Origin of the sequence: Paraburkholderia atlantica (genome assembly GCF_009362785.1) — a bacterium.
GTDB lineage: Bacteria > Pseudomonadota > Gammaproteobacteria > Burkholderiales > Burkholderiaceae > Paraburkholderia > Paraburkholderia atlantica.
Window position 1 is genome coordinate 131,336 of the sequence record NZ_WHNQ01000010.1, and the last position, 16,292, is coordinate 147,627.

The 16,292-nt window shown below is 61.3% G+C and carries 14 protein-coding genes; 5 read left to right on the plus strand and 9 right to left on the minus strand.

The features are described from left to right. Positions 1–138 precede the first annotated feature (138 nt). Both GCT19_RS16975 and GCT19_RS16980 read left to right on the plus strand, forming a co-directional pair. Positions 139–906, plus strand: a complete 768-nt coding sequence (locus tag GCT19_RS16975; RefSeq protein ID WP_152852580.1) for a histidine phosphatase family protein — start codon at positions 139–141, stop codon at positions 904–906. A 288-nt stretch (positions 907–1,194) separates the two neighbouring features. Next, entirely contained in the window at positions 1,195–1,488 is a 294-nt protein-coding gene (locus GCT19_RS16980) for a PXPV repeat protein (RefSeq protein WP_013090911.1), read from the plus strand. 112 nt (positions 1,489–1,600) lie between these two features. Here the strand turns inward: GCT19_RS16980 and GCT19_RS16985 are convergent, their stop codons facing one another. Further along, a complete protein-coding gene (locus GCT19_RS16985) occupies positions 1,601–2,422 on the minus strand; it encodes a Cof-type HAD-IIB family hydrolase (protein WP_152852581.1) in 822 nt (273 codons plus the stop codon). Positions 2,423–2,469: 47 nt separating this feature from the next. Then, positions 2,470–3,360 (minus strand): BadF/BadG/BcrA/BcrD ATPase family protein, encoded by an 891-nt coding sequence (locus GCT19_RS16990; protein WP_152852582.1) that lies wholly within the window; start codon positions 3,358–3,360, stop codon positions 2,470–2,472. A 140-nt stretch (positions 3,361–3,500) separates the two neighbouring features. Between GCT19_RS16990 and GCT19_RS16995 the strand changes: the two genes are divergently transcribed. Further along, a complete protein-coding gene (locus GCT19_RS16995) occupies positions 3,501–4,097 on the plus strand; it encodes a DNA-3-methyladenine glycosylase I (protein WP_176135933.1) in 597 nt (198 codons plus the stop codon). 161 nt (positions 4,098–4,258) lie between these two features. Further along, complete coding sequence (locus GCT19_RS17000) at positions 4,259–4,684, plus strand: hypothetical protein (RefSeq protein ID WP_152852583.1); 426 nt, start codon at positions 4,259–4,261, stop codon at positions 4,682–4,684. Positions 4,685–4,785: 101 nt separating this feature from the next. Here the strand turns inward: GCT19_RS17000 and rpsU are convergent, their stop codons facing one another. Together rpsU and GCT19_RS17010 are read right to left on the minus strand one after the other, a co-directional pair. Beyond that, on the minus strand, positions 4,786–4,998 hold the full coding sequence (rpsU, locus tag GCT19_RS17005) for a 30S ribosomal protein S21 (RefSeq protein WP_006050883.1): 213 nt from the start codon (positions 4,996–4,998) through the stop codon (positions 4,786–4,788). A gap of 415 nt (positions 4,999–5,413) precedes the next feature. Then, positions 5,414–6,358: an aldo/keto reductase gene (locus GCT19_RS17010; protein WP_152852584.1), complete on the minus strand. Its 945-nt coding sequence runs from the start codon at positions 6,356–6,358 to the stop codon at positions 5,414–5,416. Between the two features lie 271 nt (positions 6,359–6,629). Between GCT19_RS17010 and GCT19_RS17015 the strand changes: the two genes are divergently transcribed. Further along, a complete protein-coding gene (locus GCT19_RS17015) occupies positions 6,630–11,519 on the plus strand; it encodes an O-linked N-acetylglucosamine transferase family protein (RefSeq protein ID WP_152852585.1) in 4,890 nt (1,629 codons plus the stop codon). A 108-nt stretch (positions 11,520–11,627) separates the two neighbouring features. Here the strand turns inward: GCT19_RS17015 and GCT19_RS17020 are convergent, their stop codons facing one another. The 5 genes from GCT19_RS17020 to GCT19_RS17040 all read right to left on the minus strand — a co-directional run bounded on the left by GCT19_RS17020 (position 11,628) and on the right by GCT19_RS17040 (position 16,290). Beyond that, a complete protein-coding gene (locus tag GCT19_RS17020) occupies positions 11,628–12,536 on the minus strand; it encodes a sulfotransferase domain-containing protein (protein ID WP_152852586.1) in 909 nt (302 codons plus the stop codon). Positions 12,537–12,641: 105 nt separating this feature from the next. Then, a complete protein-coding gene (locus tag GCT19_RS17025; protein WP_152852587.1) occupies positions 12,642–13,784 on the minus strand; it encodes an SGNH/GDSL hydrolase family protein in 1,143 nt (380 codons plus the stop codon). Further along, positions 13,781–14,824 carry an aromatic ring-hydroxylating oxygenase subunit alpha gene (locus GCT19_RS17030; RefSeq protein ID WP_152852588.1) on the minus strand — a complete coding sequence of 348 codons (1,044 nt, stop codon included), beginning with the start codon at positions 14,822–14,824 and terminating at the stop codon, positions 13,781–13,783. The genes GCT19_RS17025 and GCT19_RS17030 overlap by 4 nt, the downstream gene beginning before the upstream one ends. Before the next feature lie 64 nt (positions 14,825–14,888). Beyond that, entirely contained in the window at positions 14,889–15,533 is a 645-nt protein-coding gene (locus GCT19_RS17035) for a NeuD/PglB/VioB family sugar acetyltransferase (protein ID WP_152852589.1), read from the minus strand. A gap of 1 nt (position 15,534) precedes the next feature. After that, positions 15,535–16,290: an SDR family NAD(P)-dependent oxidoreductase gene (locus tag GCT19_RS17040; RefSeq protein WP_152852590.1), complete on the minus strand. Its 756-nt coding sequence runs from the start codon at positions 16,288–16,290 to the stop codon at positions 15,535–15,537. Between the last annotated feature and the right edge of the window lie 2 nt (positions 16,291–16,292).

Below are 16,292 nucleotides of genomic sequence, written 5' to 3' on the forward strand. Positions count from 1 at the left end.
GTAGTCCGGATGAATGGGCGTCCCGGCGCCCATTATTCATTGCGAGCGCCAATGCGATATCAGTGCCGCGGCGGCCGCGTGACGGCGGGCACCGCTGCTAGAATCGGGCGACTTCCCAGCCTCGCACAGGTGCTTTCGATGAACCGTTTCCGCGGATTCCTGCAAGGCGTTGCACTGTCGCTCGGCGGCTTGTGCGCGAGCACGCTGACGTTGCTGGCCGCGAACGCGGCGACGAACACGGCGACTGTCGTCGCAACCGCGGCCCCCGCCGTAGCTGCGGCGGGCGGCAATATCGAAACCCTCGTATTCGTTCGTCACGGCGAGAAGCCCGCGCAAGGCTACGGCCAGCTAGACTGCCAGGGGCTCAACCGCGCGCTCGCGTTGCCGGCCGTGATCGCCGCCAAATTCGGCAAACCCGATGCGATCTACGCGCCCGACCCCGGCCAGCAAAAAGACGACGGCGGTCATCCGTACTATTACGTGCGCCCGCTCGCGACGATCGAGCCGACCGCGATTCAATTCCAGATGCCGGTGGAAACGCCGTACGGCTTTGCGCAGATCGACCAGCTCGGCAACGCGCTGGTCGATCCGGCCAATCGCGGCAAGCTGATCGTCATTGCCTGGGAGCACAAGCTGATCGAAAAGCTATTGCGGCAGATGTTGAGCGCGCATGGCGGTCGCGCGGCCGACGTGCCGAAATGGCAAAGCGACGACTTCGACAGCATTTACATCGTCCGACTCGACTGGCAGAACGGCACGCCGCGCGCGAGCTTCAAACACGACCGCGAAGGGCTGGATGGACGCGCGACCGATTGCCCTTGTGCGGCATTGCCGGGAGTGCCGGCGTCTTCGGCGGGGGCGGCCTCTTCCTCCAGTTCGAACGCTTCGGCACCGGCGGCGGATTAATTCGGTAATACAGATGTAAGCCGCGATTACGTGTGCTGGCTCATCAAGCGGCAAGCGCGCGCGGCCAGCCGCCTGCCGGCTCGAATCAACCAGCCGCAAAGCTCCCGTGGGGCGCGGCGGACAGCAAAGTAAGGTGCCTGCGCGCACCGTCCGCGCGACCTTTCCGCCTGCCCGCGATGACTTCGACGATGCTTGCAGTCCGTAACATCTAGTCGCAGTCCGCCCCGCCTCGAGTGCGTACATTGGTCCTGTGCGACAAACCTACGTCGCCTCACAGGAGAGACCAACATGAAACGCATCGTCACTCACTTGCTGGTTGCTGCCGGACTCGCGGCGGGCGCATGCGGTGTCGCCCAGGCGCATACGGATCTGAGCGTCGGCCTGTCGCTCGGCGCCCCGGTTTATGCCGCGCCCGCGCGCGTCTATGCGGCGCCGGAGCCCGTGTATTACGGCGGCTGGGATCATCGCTACCCGCGTGGCGACTATTACCGCGACTATCACCGCTATGACCGCGGCTGGGGTCACGACAATCGTCGCTGGGGTCATGACTATCGCGGTGAGCACCGCGGCTGGCGGGATTGACGAGCGTAAGCGGAGTACAGCGCGCTCCGCGCTTCTCGCTTCGCGAGCAACTTCTGCGGCCTGCATCCACGCGAGTGTGAATGCGGCCGCTTTCAATTTGAGTAATTGCGGTTCAGGACGCCAGTTCGTCGTTGAGGGCAAAGAGTTTGCGCAGATGATGCGCAACGCCGGCCTCGAAATTGTTGCCGATGCGCGGCACATGCGGCAGACGCATGATCAGATCGGGATTGGCGTTGTTCATCATAAATGGATGGCCGGCCGTCTCGAGCAGATCGATATCGTTCATGTTGTCGCCGAACGCGACGCACTGCGACGCGTCGACGGAGAGCCGCTCGAGCACGATCTGCAGCGCGCGCCCCTTCGACACATTCGCGGTCATCACTTCGAGACAATCCGGCAACGAATACGTCACGTATAGTCGCTCGCCGAATTCGCGTTCCAGATTGGCGGCCACCTGCGCGAGATCGGCGGGATCGCCGATATACAACGCCTTGGCAATGTCGACGCCATCGTGCTTCGGCAGATCGGTCACTTCGTACCTGAAGCCCGAGTCCTGGTGAAATTCAAGCAGATGGGGCGCGTCGCGATCGATCAGCCACGCTTCGTCTGCAAACAGACTGACGATCACTCGGCCATGCGCGCCGACAATTTCAGGCTGCACGAGACGCTGGACGATCGCGGGCTGCAGATCGTCGGCGTGGATCACCGTGTTGTCAGGCGCATGAACCCGCGCGCCGTTCGACGTGATCAGATATGGATTGATGCCGAGCAGATCGCGAATGCCGGCGACGTCGCAGTAATGCCGCCCCGTGGCAATCACGAACTGCAGCCCGTCGCTTTCGAGCTTGCGCACCGTGGCGACCGTGAACGGGTCTAGCTGGTGATCGGCGTTGAGCAGTGTGCCGTCGAGATCCGTGGCGATGACTTTATACATGGTGAGTCCGGCGGCTGAGCCGTCGAGGCAGCGTCAAAGCGGATATTTTACAGGTCTCGTCCAGCCAGCCGCTGCGCCTCGCGCCGCGCCAGTTGCAGGCCGCCATGCGCCGAATCCGCCCGCGGCTCGCGCAGGCGCGCCTGATACACCTGGGGCACGTACTCGCGTAACGGCACGCCGAGGCCTCCGCACAATGCGACCGGCAGGGAGCCCGTCGCGTCCAGCGCGGCGATCATCTTGCCGACTTCGACACCGGCCTCGCCGAGCAAGCGCGCCGCGAATGGATGTGCGCGGTGTTCGATCGCGATCGGTGCGAGCCGTGCGTAGGCAGTCTGATTGGCCGCGCACAGCCACACGACCAGGCTGTCGCGATCCTCAGTGCCGGTATGCGCGAGCAACGCATGCGCGAGATCGTCGATGGGCGCACGGCCGTCTAGCGCCTGCTGCGCGTGCACGATCAGTCGGAGGCCGAGCCACGCGCCACTCGCTTCGTCGCCTGACGGAAAGCCGTAGCCGCTAGCCATGCGGAATTCGCCGTCGCTCGCAAGCGAGGCCGCGACGCTGCCGGTGCCGAGTGCGACGATCACGCCGGGCGCGCCGTCGTGCGCGCCGAGCAGGGTCGTGTAGGCGTCGGATTCGACCGCCAGTCCGGCCAGTCGCGGCGCCTGCTCGTGAAACTCGGCGAGCCAGTCGCGATTGTTGACGCCCGCAAGTCCGCAACCGAGCACGCAGCGCGACCAGTCCAGCGCGACTCCGGCTCGCTCGAAGGCTTCACCGCAGGCGGCTTGAATGGACTGCCATGCGCGCGGGATGCCGAGCCCGAGACCTGATGGGCCGCTTGCCGCCTGCGCCAGTTCGCGGCCCTGCGCATCGCCGAGGACGACGCGCGTGCCGGTGCCGCCGCCGTCGACGCCGATCAGAAAGAAGTCGTGGTTCATCGAGTCGAATCAGTTCCGTGGGTGAATAACGCTTAGCGTGGCAGGTCAGTTTGAATCGTGCAATTGGCCAATTGGCCAGCTTGCGGCATACACCGCTTCCGCTATGCTGGCGATCGATACGACCACGCGGGAGCGCGACAGTGACACAACGATGCAACTGGGTATCGAGCGAAGCGCTCGCACAGTACCACGACACCGAGTGGGGAGTACCCTCGCGCGACGACCAGCACCTGTTCGAAATGCTCGTGCTCGAAGGCGCGCAGGCCGGTTTGTCATGGTCGACGATACTCAACAAGCGCGCCGGCTACCGCCGTGCTTTCGCCGACTTCGACATCGATAAGGTCGCGGCCTTCACGCCGAAGCATGTGGATGCACTCGTCGCCGATGAGAGCATCGTGCGCCACCGCGGCAAAATCGAGGCGGCCATCCAGAACGCGCGCGCCGTGCAGCAGATCCAGGCCGAACATGGCTCACTGGCGAGCTTCGTGTGGTCATTCGTCAACGACACGCCGATTCAGAACGAATGGGCTTCGTATAAGCACGCGCCTGCATCGACGGAAGTATCGGACGCGCTGAGCAAGGCGCTCAAGCGCTACGGCTGCAAATTTGTCGGTTCGACGATCTGCTATGCATTCATGCAGGCGGTCGGCATGGTCAACGACCATGAGACGACCTGCATGTGCCGTGAGCGATGCGCGTCGCTGGGCAAGAAGGGGCGTCGGCGCAAGGCAGGGTGAGGCCGGGAGTCCGCTGGACGCGCAAACTCGCGAATTGGCGCCCTTTCATGCTCGTAGTCGGTCCTTCGTCGGACGGCGCGCGGTGGATACTCATCGCCATGCGCTCACTCGATGCGCGCTCAACAACAAATAGCTGCCGCCTCGGACGCGGGAGACCAACCATGAAAACTCTTAGCTTCCTGACCCACCAGGATATTTACGATCAGTCCGTCACGCATCTGTTCGAACAGAAACGCGCCGCATTGCTGCCGAGGGGCGGCGGCGCCTACCGCGGCTATCGTGGCGGCTGCCCGGTCGGCAACCTGATCAAGCCGCGCGACTATATGACTGCGATGGAAGGCGTGCCAGTGCGCTTCATCGGCAAACCTCCGACGGAAGTGCCCGCTTACATGGATGCCGGCGTGGCCGCGCTGAAAAAAGCGCTGCTGCGCGCTCGCATCAATGTGTATGACCCGGCCACCATCGCTCTGCTCAGTTGCCTGCAAAACGTGCACGACGTGTTCGGCACATGGGAGTGGCACGACCGGCTGGGCTCGATCGCGCGCGAATTCGGTCTGTCGGCCGAGCGGCTGAAGACCGCGGCGTAACGGCTGCACGGCGGCGCATAAATTCGCCGCCTTAAAAGCAAAACGGCGATGTGGCTTCTTTCGAAGCTCACACCGCCGTTCGGCGTACGTAAAAAGCGTGCTTAGTGCAGCTTTTTCGGCAGCATCTGGCTGCGCAGACGCTTGTGCAGGCGCTTGACAGCTGCTGCCTTCTTGCGCTTACGAGCCGTGGTCGGCTTTTCGTACGACTGGCGCTCACGCAGTTCAGCGATCAGGCCATTCTTTTCGATTGCGCGACGAAAGCGGCGAATTGCCACTTCGAACGGCTCGTTTTCCTTCAGAAGAATCGTCGTCATGTAATTCCTAACTCAATCACTAGATACGGGTTTAATTGCTTGGCAGTAACCGCTCAGGTCACCACTTACGCACCGGCACTCCGGTCACTCCGATTCATGGCCAGTAACAGGCAAACGCGAGGCTCATAAACAACCCCGGCCAAACCACGAATGAAGCGAGAGGCAAAGCGGCCACGGAGGCCGGAAAAGAGAGGTGGGGAGTTCACCGCGGAACGCGGACAGACGTAATGCAAAAGCCGCGTCTGTTGCCGTTTCGCCAACCTTTCATCAATGAAGAACACTGACGAAACAGGCAAAGATCTCAATTCACTCCCGATCATATCAGGAAACTCTCCATCCTACCAGGGGTTTACCGATTGCGCCAAGCTTTTCCCTGGCGCGGATGACGTCCACATCGGCCACCAAGGCGCTCGCCCTACCAGGCGCTTGCTTCGTCCAGTTCACGGATATCGTCGGCGGTGAGGGACAGGTGGACGGCGGCGACCAGGCTGTTCAACTGCTCGACCGAGGTCGCGCTCGCAATGGGGGCCGTAACGCTCGGCCGCGCGATCAGCCATGCAAGCGCGATCGCGGCCGGCGTGCTGCCGTGCCGTTGCGCGACGCGGTCGAGCGCGCCCAGAATCCGCAAGCCGCGCCCGTTCAGGTATTTTTCGACCCGGCTCCCGCGCGCCCTGCCGGCCAGATCGGCCTCGCTGCGGTATTTGCCTGACAGGAACCCGCTCGCGAGGCTGTAATAGACCACCACGCCGAGATGATTCGCCAGCGCCACCGGCTCGCTGTCGCTCTCGTATTGCGCTCGGTCGTACAGGTTGTATTCGGGCTGCAATAACTGGTACTCGGGCAGGCCATGCTCGCGCGACACCGCAAGCGCTTCCTCAACGCGCGCGCCACGATAGTTGGACGCTCCGATCACGCGCACCTTGCCCGCCTCGATCAGCTTCTGATACGCACCGAGCGTTTCGACGAGCGGCGTCGCGGTGTCGTCGTCGTGGGAGAAATAGACGTCGATGTAATCGGTTCGCAGGCGGCGCAGCGAGTCTTCGACCGCCGCCCGAATATTTGCGGCCGACAGCCCCTTGCGCTGCGGATGCTTCGACACCTTGGTCGCGAGCACGATCCGCTCGCGCTTGCCGCTCTGCCGGAACCACTTGCCGAGGATCGTCTCCGACTCCCCGCCCTGGTTGCCGGGCACCCAGGCGGAGTAGACATCGGCGGTGTCGATGAAATTGAGTCCGGCGTCGACGAACGCATCGAGGATCGAGAAAGAGGTGGCTTCGTCGGCCGTCCAGCCGAATACGTTGCCGCCGAACATCAGCGGGGCGACCTGCAACGAGGAAGTGCCGATCCTGCGTAGTTCCATGATGGCTCCAGTACGAGTGGGCGAAGGCAATGCGGGAGGTGGGTGGGAAATCCCGGGACCGTTGAGCATACGCCGCCCCGAACAAGGCTGCAGCACGGCGCAACAGAGCTCGCGATGGTGGCAAGTTCGCCTTGTCTTTGCGCAGACCCCGCAATTCCGCGATATGCCGCCAAATTGACGACCGTTTTGGCGTTAGCTCGACGCATCGGCCCACCAGACCCCACCCCATAATCGCAGACTTAGCCTCCTTGCGACCTCGCGCGAATTCGACATGTCCCTTCCTACCCTCCCAACCGACGCCCTGGCGCCCGAACAACAGCTGGAGCACGACATCGCGGTCGTCATGCAGGCGGCGTTCGAGCATCATCGCAGGCAGGAATTCGACCAGGCCGCTTCGCACTACACCGCGATTCTCGACGCGATTCGCGATCACGCCAGTGCCAATCACCACCTCGGCCTGCTGCTCGTGCAAACCGGGAGGCAGGACGAGGCGTGGCCGCATTTCGAAGCCGCACTCGGCCGTGAACCGAACAACGGCGCGTATTGGGTCGGCTACATCAACGCCCTGATCGAGACCGGCCAGACCGAAGCGGCCCGGGCGGCATGCGATGCGGCACAGCAACTCGGCGTGCGCGAGCCGGCGCTCGCTACCCTGCTCGCCCGTCTGCCCTCGACTGATACGCGTCGCGCGAGCACAGAGGAGCTGAACCAGCACGCGGCCCTCTTCAGTAGAGGAGAGATCGAGGCATCGCTGAACATCGCCCTTCGTCTGACGACGCACTATCCGTCGCACGGAGAATGCTGGCGGGCGCTCGCGCTGTCCCAGCAGCGTCTGGGACAGTACGCCGAATCCGTGCCCGTCGCGGAGCACGCCGTACGACTGCTCGGCGACGATCTGGTTTCCTACGTGCTGCTGGCAAGCGGCCTCTGCGCCATCGCCGATTGGCCGCGCGCCGAGGCCCACTGCCGCGAGGCGCTCGCGCGATTCCCCAACTATGCGGAACTGCATCGCATGCTGGCGAACAGCCTGACGGGAATGCACCGCTACACCGACAGCATCGCCAGTTGCCGCCGCGCCGCGGCGCTGGCGCCCGGCCATGCGGACATCCATGGCACGCTCGGCACCGCTCTGCTCGGGCACGGCCAGAATGAAGAGGCGGAAACCGCGTATCGCCGCGCACTCGAATTGACGCCGATGGATGCGAGCGCGTACACCGCCTTGCTGCACTGTCTGATGCACAAGGTCGATCGCGACATGGCGATGTTCCAGGCCGAGGCCCGCGAGTTCGCGAAACGGCACGAAGCGCCCCTTCGCGAGCAGTGGCCCCGCCATGAGAACGCCCGCGATCCATCGCGGCGCCTGCGCATAGGCTTCGTTTCGGGCGATCTGGTGAATCACCCCGTGACGTCGTTTCTTTTGCCGACCGTCGAGCATCTGGCGCGGGACAACAACCTGTCGCTGCACTTCTATTCGAACAATCCGGCCAGCGACAGCGTCACCGCACAGATCCGCCGCCATGCCGATGGATGGCGTGAAGTGTACGGCCTCGCTGACGGCGCGCTCGCACAGCAGATCCGCGCTGACGGCATCGACATTCTGATCGACCTCGCGGGCCATTCGGGCCGCAACCGGCTCGCGGCATTCGCGCACAAACCGGCGCCGGTTCAGCTCAGCTGGATCGGCAATCCCGCCACGACCGGCCTGACGTCGATCGACTATTACCTGTCCGACCGTTTCGTCACGCCCCTCGACCAGTTCGCCGGAAAGTTCTCAGAAAAACTCGTGTTCCTGCCAGCCCTCGCCCCGTTCAGGGCGCCGGAAAACTCACCGCCCGTCAACGAGTTGCCAGCGTTGCGCAATGGCTTCCTGACGTTCGGCAGTTTCAGCCGGATGAGCAAGATCGGGCCGGCCGTCGTGGCGCTGTGGGCGCGTGTACTGCGCGAGGTGCCGGATGCGCGTCTCGTCATCGGTTCGATTTCCGGTCAGGACGAGATGAACAAGCTGACCGAGCGGTTCGCCGCCGAAGGGATCGGCGCGGCGCGCCTCGGTTTTCTGCCGCGCAAAGGCATGCTCGTTTATCAGGAACAGCACCACCAGATCGACGTCTGCCTCGACGCGTTTCCGTTCGGCGGCTCGACCACGACGCTGCAAGCCTTGTGGATGGGTGTGCCCACGGTGACGCTGCCCGGCGATTCGATGGCAAGCCGCAGCAGCACGGGCTGGCTCTCATTGCTGGGACTCGACGCGCCCTTCGTCGCGCATGACAAGGCCGACTATGTGCGCAAGTGCGTAACCCTCGCCGCCGACATCGAGGCTCTCGCGACGCTGCGCCGCGAGCTTCGCCCGCATTGCGCGCAGTCACCCGTGTTCAGTGCGAAACCAGTCGCGGACGCCGCATCGCGCGCGCTGCGCATCATGTGGCAGCGCTGGTGCGACGGACTCGCGCCCGAACATTTCGATATCGCTTCGCCGGTTCCAGACCAAGCCGCCGCACCAGCCGCCGATCGGCAACCGGAACACGACCTCAAGGTAGCGGATGCAGCCGCGCCCGCAAGAAGCGATGTCCGACGCGCCAGCGCCAAGGAGATGCGCCAATACACGGATCTCTTCGCGAAGGGAAAAATCGAAGCAGCGCTCAAGATCGCGCATCGCTTGACGGAGCAATACCCGTCGCACGGAGAATGCTGGCTCGCCCTTGCGTGCGCGTTGCAGCGCGCGGGCAAGCTCACTGAGTTCGCGAACGCTGCGGAGCGTGCTGCCACCCTGCTGCCCGACACGCTTTCCGCACAGACACTGCTGGCCGACGCGCTGAAAATCACGCGTCAGTTCGAGCAAGCCGAAAGGCACTGCCGCGAGGCACTCAAACGCCATCCCGAGAGCGCGGGACTGCACCATTCGCTGGGCGTCGTCCTGCAGTCGATGGGGCGACACGCGGACAGCATCGCCTGTTTCCGCAGTGCCGTGGCGCTGACACCGGACAACGCCCTCGCGTACGACGCGCTCGGCGTCGCACTGCTCGAGTATGGCGAGAGCAAAGAGGCCGAGTCCGCGTTGCGCCGGGCACTCGAATTGGCGCCGACGCAGGCGCAGGTGCGCAGCAACCTGCTGTTCTGCCTGATGCATCAGTACGGTCTCGATGCGGCGAGCGCCTTCGCGGAATACCGCGAATTCGCGACCCGCCATGAGGCGCCCCTGCGCGCGCGCCGGCCAAAGCACGCCAATCAGCGCAATCCGTCACGGCGTCTGCGGATCGGCTTCGTTTCGGGCGACCTGTCCAATCACCCGATCGCATATTTCCTGCTGTCGATCGTCGAATATCTGGCGCGCGACACGAGCCTCGCACTGCACTTTTATTCGAACCACACGATCAGCGACGGCTACACCGAGCAGATCCGCGCCCATGCGCAAGGCTGGCACCCGGTTGCCGGCATCAGCGATGCCGCGCTCGCTGAAAAGATCCGTGGCGACGGTATCGATATCCTGATCGATCTGTCCGGCCATACCGGACGCAACCGCCTGGTCACCTTCGCGCACAAACCCGCGCCGGTGCAGGTGAGCTGGATCGGCAATCCATCGACGACCGGTCTGACGGCCATCGACTATTACATGTCGGACCGCTTCGTCACGCCGCTCGCGCAGTTCGCCGGGCAGTTCTCGGAAAAGCTCGTGTTCCTTCCGGCGCTCGCACCGTTCAAGCCGCACCCCCACGCGCCGGACGTCAACGCATTGCCGGCGCTGAAAAACGGCTTCATGACCTTCGGCAGCTTCAGCAAGCTGCTCAAGATCGGGCCGGAAGTCATCGCGCTGTGGGCGCGCGTACTACGCGAAGTGCCGGACTCGCGGATGGTCATCGGCGCGATTGTGGCGCCGGAGCAGATGAGCAAGGTGAGCGCGCTCTTCGCCGACCAGGGAATCGACGGCAGCCGCATCAGCTTCTTGCCGCGCGCGGGGATGGCGGCTTATCTGGAGCAGCATCATCAGATCGACGTGTGTCTCGACGCATTTCCGTTCGCCGGCTCGACCACGACGATGCACGCGCTTTGGATGGGCGTTCCGACCGTGACCCTGCCCGGCGTCTCGATGGCCAGCCGCGGCAGCACGGGATGGCTGTCGCACCTCGGCATCGACGAGGCATTCGTTGCGCGCGACGAGGACGATTTTGTGAGCAAGTGCGTCGCGCTGGCCGCCGACCCGGACGCGCTCGCCATGGTGCGCAGCGAGCTCCGAGCGCACTGCGCACAGTCGTCGCTGATCAGCGCGGGCACGATCGCCGACGCTGCATCGCGTGCGCTGCGCACGATGTGGCAACGCTGGTGCGACGGGCTGGAACCCGTGCACTTCGAGGTTCCGGCGCGCGACTTGAATGCGCCGGCGCAGCCGATCGCGGCGCGCGCAAGCGACACACCAGCCGCCGCCCGGACAACCTCGGCATCGGTCACGTCGAGCGAGAAGGCAGACAGCGTCTCCGCGGCAATCAAGCCGATCCGTTTGGTCTGCGGCACCCGTTGCAGCCGTGAGCAGTTCTGGAAACAAACCGCACTGGGCCGCTCGCTGAAGCCCTACGCGAACCAGCCCGACGTCCAGCTCCAACTGTTCGACAACAACACGCGCGGGCTCTCCAGCATCTACAACGAGGCCATCGAGCACGCGAAGCAGGACCCAGCGATTCTCGTCTTCATTCACGACGACATCTGGCTCAGCGACTTCTTCTGGAAGCTGCGCGTGCGTCGATCGCTCACGCGTTTCGACGTGGTGGGCCTTGCCGGCAACCTGCGTCGCGTGCCGCATCAGCCGTCATGGGCCTTCGTCTCGCCGGACCTGCGCTGGGACGAGCGACGGTATCTGAGCGGGACAGTCGGCCACGGCAAGGGCTTCCCATGCAACGAGGTTTCGAACTTCGGCCCGGTCGCACAGGAATGCAAACTCCTCGACGGTCTCCTGCTAATTGCCGACAGCGAAACGCTCGTGAGCCGCGACGTGCGATTCGACGAGCAGTTCAAGTTCCATTTCTACGACATGGATTTTTGTCGCGAGGCCGAGCTCAAGGGGCTGCGCATGGGCACGTGGCCGTTGAGCGTGGTGCATGAAAGCGGGGGGGCGTTCGGTTCGCCGGGGTGGCGTGAGGGGTACGAGCGGTATTTGCGGAAATATGGGAGTTAGCGGACAGGGAGCGCGGTCAAGGCTGCTTCAATCGCTGATGACCGCCCGCCGGACCGCCCCTGCCAGAACAAGGAATCACGTGGCCAATGCGTGTTTCCTTGGAGCTCCTTAGAGATAGCGATCCAACGCTTTGTTATCCAACAAACTGCTTCCGAAACGCGTTGTTTCGATCAACGGTCTTGCTTGGGCAAGGTCATAGCCGAAAAACGCGCGCAACCAATCGAATGCCTTGTCGTTGAAGTCCGGCTTAGGCTGCTCGAATTCCACTTCAGCGCTGCTGAAAAAGACGGGGATGTCTGGCGTCTCCTGCTCTTTGTCGAACACGCCGTGGACGAAGCGGTCCCTTGTATCCGAATCGCGCAACAGATTGACGGAGAGGACGGAAATATCCGAAGGTTGGTATTTCTCCAGCAGGCTACGTACTGGAAAATAATACAAACTGGCACCAAGAACAGAAAAGAGCGGGAAGGTTCGCCGCGAAAGATAAAAGGCTAACTCATATTGGATTCGCTCAAGGAAACTGTGGGACATAAGATGCCCGACTTCTTTCTTGAAATATTTCTCGACTACCGCGTGACTGCGGCGTGCGAAATATTTCTTGGTGAGTGCCCACACATCATTGAGTGCCAATTCCGAGTCAACAAACTCCCGATTTTCATATTTGCCCGGAAACGACATAAAAAAATCGCTTGCGCTCTTGTTATCTGCGCCCAGAAGCCTGTACATCTTGTAGTGACTCCAAGCCCTGTCGAATTGATTTCTTAGACAGATAACGATATGCGTATCGTGCTCCGGCAATCGTCCAATCACTACTGGGTTGGCATAGCCTTGGCTCGCATCCAAAAGTGGCAAAGCCGACGCTGGCAGGGATGGATGCGCGTCGTCGTTTGCATATAGATGGGGCTCCTTGACACCTGGCACTCTGTATTCGGCAAGTCCACCTCGCACCATCCATTCAGCCAACGATGTCGTGCCACATTTTGGCATGCCAGCAATAAAAATATTCTTTAGCGTCATTTCAGTTCTGTTTCTTTTAATCCCCGGCAGCTTCTATTTTTGTTCTTGGAAAAAATCATGAGGCCGGCCTTGCCCTTGTAATAGCAAATTGGCGTGAGATTCTGTTCACAGGGCCTGCGCTATTCGCGAACATTTCCCTTGATCGCACGCGTCATTGTCAGAAACGGAGTCCTTCTCATAGGTCCATGACGTGATTGCGTCGATATATGCAGTTGAGGCTCTTTCCCCCATTTGCTTATCAACGGGTTCCGGGCTTCCCTCCGGATAGCCATGCTCTTGTACCAGCGACTGCTTCCATAATACGGAAGCAGTGTCAATTGCAGTAATTTCAACGCGAGTGAAATCTGGAAGCGGTTCGCTCTTGTTCCATATTCGAAGCAGCGGGGCATGCGTAACGAGAAATGGAAACATCCCATTCTGAGTCCACGCCGTAGAGGTATTAACGATGCACTTCTTGCCGGCAATATCAAGATGCAACGCACACGATTCGGGGACGGATACGAAGGACATGCCGATGGGAACGCCCTTGACATCGATTGCAATTTTTTTCCCGAGATCAAGCCTTCCTGCACGCCATTGGAAACGCGATCCCTTGAAATCTCTTTGTGCACCAGGGAAAGGCGTTACGTGCATCCGTATCCGACCTGTATCCGCAGAAGGCCCGGAACCATTTCGTGACCTTGGCTTGTTGATGATATTCGCAATGTGCAAGGCACAGTACTGCGCGATATAACCATCGACCAGTGGCGTCGCATAATGAGTAAGGTCTCGATACAAGGAGGCAAATCCCTCCCCGAATCCGAGTCCGCTACGTTTGAAGTGCCCATCAGCATTGACGACAGTGGCGCCATATTCCGCGGATATCGCGGTCATTTCGTCATGCATCTCGCTCTGATCGTACCAGGTACTTTCCGAGCGCCTTCCCAAAATCAGACTGACAATCATCGCAGATGGAAATTTTCTGCAAACCAGCTCCAGCAATCCCCGGAATCCTGCTCTCCACAGACACACGTCTTTTTGAAAAGCGAACAGGTCGTTGATCCCGTATTCAATCACGACCAGGTCATAATCTGCGCCGTCGTGGCGGACAAGCCTCTCAAGTCCGAACAAACTCCCCGTTCCGCCGACTGACAAATTGGTGACAACCGGATCAGCAGCCAGTCCAGCCATCTTCAAGAACCGTGGCAATTGCAAGCTGATACCACTGGTCATGACCAGATTGCTGCCACCAATCAATAGAATTTTCACTTATTTGTTTCCGACATATAGGCACGGTGAAAATGACGAACACGGTCTTCGATCCCCTCGCCGAGAACAGCCAGCTTCGTCGCATGGCGCACGCCCGCCTGCACCTTGGCGCAAATCCCGCCATCTTCCGCAAACACTTTCCTGGTGAAGGCGTGCCCATCGGCATGGATGTGCTCCATCATTTTTTTCCCGGCCTCGGTGCTTCCTTCGAATTTGACGCCGAGCGTGCGCGAATGCACCGTCGTTGTCTCCGCGGCGGTCGGATCGAAACGCTGCACGTGAAAGCTATAGCCCATAAAGGACGTCACGGTCAGGCTCGGAAAAATGTGATGGTGTGTGTAATGCTCGAAACGCCATGGCCAGCGGCCGATTCGGGACTCCATGCGCTTGAAACGCGCGACCCAATCGGCGTTGGCCTCGTGCTCCAGATGACTGTGCCGGGTGTCGTCGAAGAAGAAGCGCGGAGCTTCCTTCTCGCGGCTCATCCCGTCGACTTCCATGAACGTGCCGGAATGCACTGAGGGGACGTGATAGCCCTCCAAGGCGTTTTCGATCACGACTTTCCAGTTGGCTCCGACATCTTCGCGGAACTCATCCAGCACCGTGTCCATGCCTTCGCTTGCGCGTTCGAGAAAGGCGTACTGCGAACCGAGATACTCGCGCAGACTGGGGCCCTCTTCCGACAAGCGCACAAAGATGAATTCCCCTGCCGCGTCGCAAGCAAACTCATGCAGACGAAACTTCTCAGGCTCCGCGACGACTTGAGGAAATGCCTGTCTCTGAGGCACGCTGAGTGGCACACCGGTCTTGTCGTAAACCCAACTATGGTACGGGCAGCGCACGAAACCACGATGCGTCCCGGGCTCGCACAAACGCGCATGACGATGCGAGCACACGTTCAAAAAGGCGCGCGGCTTGCCGGCTTCGTCGCATTGCAGAAGGATTTCCTTATTCCCCACGCGCATGCCCTGATGCACGTTGCCTTGCAGTTCCAGTTTCAGGCCCACGAAAATCCACGACTGACGGAACAAACCGTTCAACTCGTTTTCGTGATGGACAGAATCGACGTAAGCTCGGGGCGGGATCTGATGAGTCGACATAAATTCAGCGGAAAGAAAAACGTTTGGCCGGATTGCCCAAGACCGTGATACCTGCCGGAATCCGTCCGATGACAACGCTGCCCGGCGCAACGGTCACACCGTCTCCAATGACGGCACGACTGGTAATCACGCAGTTGGGATGAATCGTGACAAAGTTGCCGATCCAGGCGCCGCCTGCAATCGTGCAATGGCTGTTGATCTGGCACCACTCGCCGATACGCGCATCGTGACCGACGACTGTGTATTCCTGGATGCAGGTAAAGGCGCCGATGTGCGTATCGACCGACACGCCTACACCTGGGCCGATGATGCAACCATGTGCCAGATTTGCGTGTTTGCTCACATTGGCACGCGGATGCACGACCGTCGCGAAATCGACATGGTGAACGTCACGGAGCGTCGCGGTGTACTTGAAACGCTGCTGCGGATCGCCGAGCGCAGCCATGAACGCCTCGTTCGGCAATGGCTGGTACGTCAGCGGATCGCCGACGATCGGCACGTCGCGTGGCGTTGCATCGAGCGCACCGGCACGACCATCGAGAAAGCCTTTCACCTTGAATAGAGGATTGTCGTCCTCGATATAGCTCAACACTTCGCGACCGAAACCTCCGGCCCCGACAATCAGCAGGCTGCGATGGGAATTCGGCATATCAGCTGATCGTCAAGCCGCCATCCATCACCAGCGTCGTGCCGGTGATCCACCGGCTGGCGTTCGACAACAGGAAAATCGCGGCATTGGCCACATCGTCCGGCTTGCCGAAGCCGAGCGGGTAGTTGTTTCGCTCCTGCTCCATCGATCCCACCATGGTGGCCGTCGCCTCCAGCAGAGGCGTTTCGACCAATGCCGGCGAAAGGCAGTTGGCGCGAATACGGCGCTTGACCACTTCCATCGCAAGACAACGCATCATGGCAATCAGCGCGGCCTTCGTCCCCGAATAGGCCCCGACACCGGCAACGCCGATATGCGCCGCAATCGAGGCGACAAATACCAGCGAACCTTCCGGTGCGACCAGATTGCGCTTGAGCAGCGCCTGCGTCAGCAGCATCGGTGCATCGACATTGATAGCCTGAACTTCACGCAAGTGCTGCTCGGTGAACATGCGTACCGGACTCAGGCGCGAAATGCCTGCGCTATGCACGACGCCATTCAGTGGCTTGCCGTCAAGCGCCGCGACCAACGTCTCCCGCTCGGCCGCATTCGTCAGTTCGGCTTGTACGGCCTGATGCCCCACCAATGCCGATTTATCGAGCATCTCCAGCGTCTGTTTCAGACGTTCGCGGTCGCGGCCCGTGATGACGACCTGCGCACCCATCTGAGAACAGGAGATCGCAATCTGACGACCAATGCCCGATGAAGCACCTGTGACCAGGATGCGCTTCCCGGAAAGCGAAAACGGGTTTTCCATAC

What these genes read in the sequence shown, in the direction of transcription:
- GCT19_RS16975 (WP_152852580.1), top strand. Translation starts at nt 139, where the DNA reads ATGAACCGTTTCCGCGGATTCCTGCAAGGCGTTGCACTGTCGCTCGGC.
- GCT19_RS16980 (WP_013090911.1), top strand. Translation starts at nt 1,195, where the DNA reads ATGAAACGCATCGTCACTCACTTGCTGGTTGCTGCCGGACTCGCGGCG.
- GCT19_RS16985 (WP_152852581.1), bottom strand. Translation starts at nt 2,422, where the DNA reads ATGTATAAAGTCATCGCCACGGATCTCGACGGCACACTGCTCAACGCC.
- GCT19_RS16990 (WP_152852582.1), bottom strand. Translation starts at nt 3,360, where the DNA reads ATGAACCACGACTTCTTTCTGATCGGCGTCGACGGCGGCGGCACCGGC.
- GCT19_RS17000 (WP_152852583.1), top strand. Translation starts at nt 4,259, where the DNA reads ATGAAAACTCTTAGCTTCCTGACCCACCAGGATATTTACGATCAGTCC.
- rpsU (WP_006050883.1), bottom strand. Translation starts at nt 4,998, where the DNA reads ATGACGACGATTCTTCTGAAGGAAAACGAGCCGTTCGAAGTGGCAATT.
- GCT19_RS17010 (WP_152852584.1), bottom strand. Translation starts at nt 6,358, where the DNA reads ATGGAACTACGCAGGATCGGCACTTCCTCGTTGCAGGTCGCCCCGCTG.
- GCT19_RS17015 (WP_152852585.1), top strand. Translation starts at nt 6,630, where the DNA reads ATGTCCCTTCCTACCCTCCCAACCGACGCCCTGGCGCCCGAACAACAG.
- GCT19_RS17020 (WP_152852586.1), bottom strand. Translation starts at nt 12,536, where the DNA reads ATGACGCTAAAGAATATTTTTATTGCTGGCATGCCAAAATGTGGCACG.
- GCT19_RS17035 (WP_152852589.1), bottom strand. Translation starts at nt 15,533, where the DNA reads ATGCCGAATTCCCATCGCAGCCTGCTGATTGTCGGGGCCGGAGGTTTC.
- GCT19_RS17040 (WP_152852590.1), bottom strand. Translation starts at nt 16,290, where the DNA reads ATGGAAAACCCGTTTTCGCTTTCCGGGAAGCGCATCCTGGTCACAGGT.